Raw genomic sequence first — 2,552 nt, 5'->3', positions numbered from 1 at the left:
GTAATAAGAGTAATTCTTATTCTCGCACTATTATGAACACACTATGCTTTGTATTCATCGCGATGAATGATCACGCCGCGAAATTTCCCCGCGACAGCGAATAGGCGCTGCAGAAAACGTTGAGTTTTCTTTCAGGCACTATATACCCGCTGCTGCGGCCAGCCCGAGCCGACACTGGGCGAGGCCGACTATGACGCCATCGGCGGGCTCGCGGGGGTGATCGCGCAACGGGCCTGCGAGGCGGTCGCCCGCGCCGGAGTCGACCTCGACGCGATCTTGCCGCGGGTCTTCTCGCGGTTGCTCACCGTGCGGCTCGACGGCGAGGCGACCCGCCGGCGGGAGGACCTCGCCTATTGGGAGGGGGACGCGTCGGCACAGGCGCTGATCCGCGAACTGGCCGGACCCCAGGCCCGGTTGCTGGTCACCGCCGGGCGGGGTGAGACGGCGTCCACCGCCGACGTCCTTCAGGGCCGCGTGGTGGAGGTCGCCCACGAGGCGCTGTTCAACGCCTGGCCCGCTTTGGCACAGTGGATCGAGCGGCGCCGCGAGGCCCTGATGTTGCGCCCCCGCCTGGCGCAGGACGCTGCCGGTTGGGCCGCCGCCGGCCGGCCGGACGGGCTGCGGCCCAGACCGGAAGTGGTGCTGGAGCAGCGCAAACTGCTGGAGGGCGCCGAACTCTGGGGCGAGTTGGTACGCGACGCCCCGCTGATCGCCCACTTCATGGTGCGCGACGACGCCGCGGAACTGCTCGACCTGACCCAAGCGGCGCGCGCCGCGGACGCCGCCGGGTTCGCCGCCGGTGTAGGGCACCATTTCGATTGCGAATTACAAAAAGTCAGAAAACGAAGAAAAACAACGAAGTCAGGTGCAGCGTCGGACAGATGATTTGCGACAAAAACCGCCGCGCTGTGCGGTTATCGGAACAAATCAAGTTGCAGATCGTCGGGATTTACGGAATTTACGGAGGGGTGTAAATCCTGTAAATGGTGGGAGGGGGCGATGGTGCGGACGCGCCGGCTGGTGTAGCTGTAGCGTTTGGCGCGTTCGTTGGCGGTGGCACCAGCGGCGCGGTCGGCGCGCATGGCGGCGTGGATCGACTGGCGCAGGGCTTTGTCGACCTTCGGCCAGTCGGTGGCCAGGCCCCCGAACTGGGATTGGCAGAGGGCGATCAGTCCGGCCGGGGAGAGACAGGTGCGGAGGTCAGGGCAGGCTAAGGACGGGTCGGCCGGGACCCACCGCCGCTGTCCGCCCCAGGTCCGCAGGAGGGCGACCGCGTCCTCGGTGCCGAGGAGGCGGACCAACATGCGGATCTGCGGGGGCAGCAGTGAGGGGTCCAGGCGCTCCATTATCCCACCTTGGCAACCTGCTCACGGGCGGCCCAGTCCTTGAGCCCTTCGATGCACAGATGCAGGCTGCCGACGCTGGCCCACTCGATGCGGTCTTCGCGTACCAGGCGGCGGCACCAGGTCAGCATGGCCTGCTCGGAGCGGTCGCGCACCGCGCCAGCGCCGGCCAGCGTGATCCACAGTGCACAGACCTTGCGCCACTGCGCCCGCCGTGCCGGGTGACAGCGCTGGATGATCGATGACTCGGCACCGCCGGTGCGCTGCCAACCAGGCCGCCGCCGTGGCCGGCGCATCCAGCGCGGCCACCAACGGCTGCCGGGCGCCGCAGACGGTACAGACGATTTCAGTCGGCATCGTGGCGCTCCCGATACTGGCGCCGGGCGTCCGCCAGCAGCGCATTGGTGCTAAGACCGGTCAGCGCCTTCAGCCCGGCGAGGCGCAGTTGAGCGGCATCGATCGCCGCGCCGCGGGTGTCCCCGGCGCTGATCAGTGCGCCGGTCACCCCGTCGATGATCTCCCACACCGCCCCGTCCGGCGTATCGGGCGGGGCCACCGGCAGGTCGCCGACATGGCACAGGTACAGCCCGAAGTGCCAATGCTTGCCGGTGACCGTGACCGGCTCACCGGCACAGGCCAGCGCAATCCGCTTCTCTTCTGGATGCGCCGCGCTCATAGCGCCCGTCCCACGGTGCGATGCTTGGACCCGCCGCAGCGCAGGGCCGCCCGCCAGCAAGCTTGAGCGGCCGAGGCGGCGGTGACCTCGGTGCGCCGCAGCGTGCTGCCTGACCAAATCTTGCGATGACTGGCCGTGGGTGCGGGCGCACCGGTGGTCACGTACTCGACGGTGTAGCGGCGATAAGGGCGCCTAACCATGGGGTGCCTCCTCCAGCGCGTCCGGGTCTGGGGTAGACAAAGGTTGTTCGGCGTTGGCGCCCCGCTGTTGCATCGCGATGAACAGCTTCGCGTACTGCTCAGGGGTCAGGATCAGCACTGTCTGATTGCGGCTCTGCATTAGAGGACATCCGGCACAGAATATGCTTACTCCTGCCTTCAAGCGGCTGCAAGTTTCCTGGACAGGATTAGGGCACAGGCCAGGTGAATCATCGCCAAGTAGTTCGTGGCCCGACAACAGTAACGTGTCCGACTCGCCCGAAACACTTTCAGCCAGGCGATTGTCCGTTCGACCACCCAGCGCCGGGCTGGCTG

General features: G+C 67.0%; 7 protein-coding genes. 1 reads left to right on the top strand and 6 read right to left on the bottom strand.

Annotated elements, in window-relative coordinates:
* Positions 1–174: 174 nt before the first annotated feature.
* A complete protein-coding gene (locus tag QZY03_RS31890) occupies positions 175–885 on the top strand; it encodes a hypothetical protein (protein ID WP_363169794.1) in 711 nt (236 codons plus the stop codon).
* 29 nt (positions 886–914) lie between these two features.
* Here the strand turns inward: QZY03_RS31890 and QZY03_RS31885 are convergent, their stop codons facing one another.
* The 6 genes from QZY03_RS31885 to QZY03_RS31860 form a co-directional block, all read right to left on the bottom strand.
* Positions 915–1,346 carry a hypothetical protein gene (locus QZY03_RS31885; RefSeq protein WP_295588528.1) on the bottom strand — a complete coding sequence of 144 codons (432 nt, stop codon included), beginning with the start codon at positions 1,344–1,346 and terminating at the stop codon, positions 915–917.
* Positions 1,346–1,639: a phage protein GemA/Gp16 family protein gene (locus tag QZY03_RS31880; RefSeq protein WP_295588525.1), complete on the bottom strand. Its 294-nt coding sequence runs from the start codon at positions 1,637–1,639 to the stop codon at positions 1,346–1,348. Before QZY03_RS31880 ends, QZY03_RS31885 begins: the two co-directional genes overlap by 1 nt.
* Before the next feature lie 50 nt (positions 1,640–1,689).
* Positions 1,690–2,019 carry a hypothetical protein gene (locus QZY03_RS31875; RefSeq protein ID WP_295588522.1) on the bottom strand — a complete coding sequence of 110 codons (330 nt, stop codon included), beginning with the start codon at positions 2,017–2,019 and terminating at the stop codon, positions 1,690–1,692.
* Positions 2,016–2,219, bottom strand: a complete 204-nt coding sequence (locus QZY03_RS31870; protein WP_295588519.1) for a hypothetical protein — start codon at positions 2,217–2,219, stop codon at positions 2,016–2,018. Before QZY03_RS31870 ends, QZY03_RS31875 begins: the two co-directional genes overlap by 4 nt.
* Positions 2,212–2,358 (bottom strand): hypothetical protein, encoded by a 147-nt coding sequence (locus QZY03_RS31865; protein ID WP_295588516.1) that lies wholly within the window; start codon positions 2,356–2,358, stop codon positions 2,212–2,214. Before QZY03_RS31865 ends, QZY03_RS31870 begins: the two co-directional genes overlap by 8 nt.
* Before the next feature lie 38 nt (positions 2,359–2,396).
* Positions 2,397–2,552: transposase (locus tag QZY03_RS31860; protein WP_295588534.1), on the bottom strand; the 156-nt coding region annotated here is incomplete at its 5' end.

This window comes from uncultured Lamprocystis sp. (assembly GCF_903933125.1).
Taxonomy (GTDB): Bacteria; Pseudomonadota; Gammaproteobacteria; order Chromatiales; family Chromatiaceae; genus Thiodictyon.
This window is presented reverse-complemented; position numbering and strand designations above follow the sequence as displayed.

Excerpts from the sequence above, each read along its gene's own strand:
- QZY03_RS31885 (WP_295588528.1), bottom strand. The coding sequence starts at position 1,346 with ATGGAGCGCCTGGACCCCTCACTGCTGCCCCCGCAGATCCGCATGTTG.
- QZY03_RS31880 (WP_295588525.1), bottom strand. The coding sequence starts at position 1,639 with ATGCGCCGGCCACGGCGGCGGCCTGGTTGGCAGCGCACCGGCGGTGCC.
- QZY03_RS31875 (WP_295588522.1), bottom strand. The coding sequence starts at position 2,019 with ATGAGCGCGGCGCATCCAGAAGAGAAGCGGATTGCGCTGGCCTGTGCC.
- QZY03_RS31870 (WP_295588519.1), bottom strand. The coding sequence starts at position 2,219 with ATGGTTAGGCGCCCTTATCGCCGCTACACCGTCGAGTACGTGACCACC.
- QZY03_RS31865 (WP_295588516.1), bottom strand. The coding sequence starts at position 2,358 with ATGCAGAGCCGCAATCAGACAGTGCTGATCCTGACCCCTGAGCAGTAC.